The 1,529-nt window shown below is 69.5% G+C and carries 1 protein-coding gene; it reads left to right on the plus strand.

Annotated features, from left to right (window positions below):
• Positions 1 to 254: 254 nt before the first annotated feature.
• Entirely contained in the window at positions 255 to 1,493 is a 1,239-nt protein-coding gene (locus H5411_RS46350) for an IS110 family RNA-guided transposase (protein WP_101440783.1), read from the plus strand.
• Positions 1,494 to 1,529 lie beyond the last annotated feature (36 nt).

The following is a 1,529-nucleotide window of genomic DNA, read 5'->3' on the forward strand; positions in this document are numbered from 1 at the left end:
GGTCACTAGTGCACCCTCTTCCGTGCAGGTCCCCCGATGGGGCTTGTGGTAGGAACTAGGCGGAAGCCGGGGTGACGGCCTCGTGTGGTTGCCCTTCGAGGGCCTCGATGACACTGCCGCCCCCGGCTTCCCCGGAACCGCGAAGCGATGACAAAGGGACGCGCCGTAGAGCGCCGGTTAGTGACCACTCTGCTGTCGGTTCCCTCGCCCCCGCCTGGCTCCTGCCCTGAAGCACGAGCAGGAAGGCGAATTTGTTGTCGCAGCAGGACGGGCAGTTGTTCTTCGTCGGGATCGACTGGGCCTCGGCCGAGCACTCCGTGTGCGTGCTGGGCCGGGACGGCCGCAAGGTCGCCGCGTTCACGATCGCCCACACCGCGGCCGGGTTCGCCCGGCTGGCCGCCCGGCTGGGCAAGCACGCCCGACCGCAGGACATGCCGGTGGCGATCGAACGCCCGGACGGACGCCTGGTCGACGCGCTGCTGGAAGCCGGGCACCCGGTCATGCCGGTCAAACCGAACGCGATCAAGACCTGGCGCGAGTCCGAAGTCCTCTCCGGCGCGAAGTCCGACCCCGGAGACGCGCACGTGATCGCCGACTACCTGCGCGTCCGCTTCCGCCGCCTGCGCCCGGCGGCGCCGCTGTCCGGCCGCACCAAGGCATTGCGCGCGGTCGTACGCACCCGCGGCGACCTCGTCGCCGCCCGCGTGGCCGCGGTCAACCAGCTCGCCGCTGTGCTGGACGCGCATTGGCCCGGAGCCAAGGCGATCTTCGCCAAACTGGAATCGTTGATCGCGCTCGCGTTCCTGACCCGCTGCCCGACCGCCGCATCCGCGGCGAGGCTGACCGAAAAACAACTGGCCGCGTTCTGCGCCAACCACGGCTATTCCGGCAAGAAACCCGCCGCGGTGCTGCTGGCCCGGCTGCGTTCGGCACCCGCCGGAACGCTCGATCCTGTCGTGTCCGAAGGAATCCGGGACGCGGTGCTGGCTCAAGTCGGCGTGATCACCGCGCTCAACACCGCGATCAAGAACCTGGACCGCTCCATCGCCGAGAAGACCGGCGCCCACCCCGACGGCGAGATCTTCCGGTCCTTCCCCCGCGCGGGCACCGTCAACGCCGCCCAGATCCTCGCCGAATGGGGCGACGCCCGCGAGGTCTTCGACCACCCCGACGCCATCGCCGCACTGGCCGGGATCACTCCCGTCACCAAAGCATCCGGCAAACAACGCGGCGTCTCGTTCCGCTGGGCCTGCAACAAACGCCTCCGCGTCGCCATCACCACCTTCGCCGACAACAGCCGCCACGGCAGCCCCTGGGCAGCCGGCATCTACAACCGCGCCCGAGCCTCCGGCAAAGACCACCCCCACGCCATCCGCGTCCTCGCCCGCGCCTGGGTTCGGGTCATCTGGCGCTGCTGGCAGAACGGCACACCCTACGACCCAGCCCTGCACGGCAGCGCCCGCCAAAGCACGGAACAACAGGCCGCAGCCTGATTCTGATCTTGGGGTTGACACAAAGGGTGTCATCGC

Source organism: Amycolatopsis echigonensis (genome assembly GCF_014174495.1).
Taxonomy (GTDB): domain Bacteria; phylum Actinomycetota; class Actinomycetes; order Mycobacteriales; family Pseudonocardiaceae; genus Amycolatopsis; species Amycolatopsis echigonensis.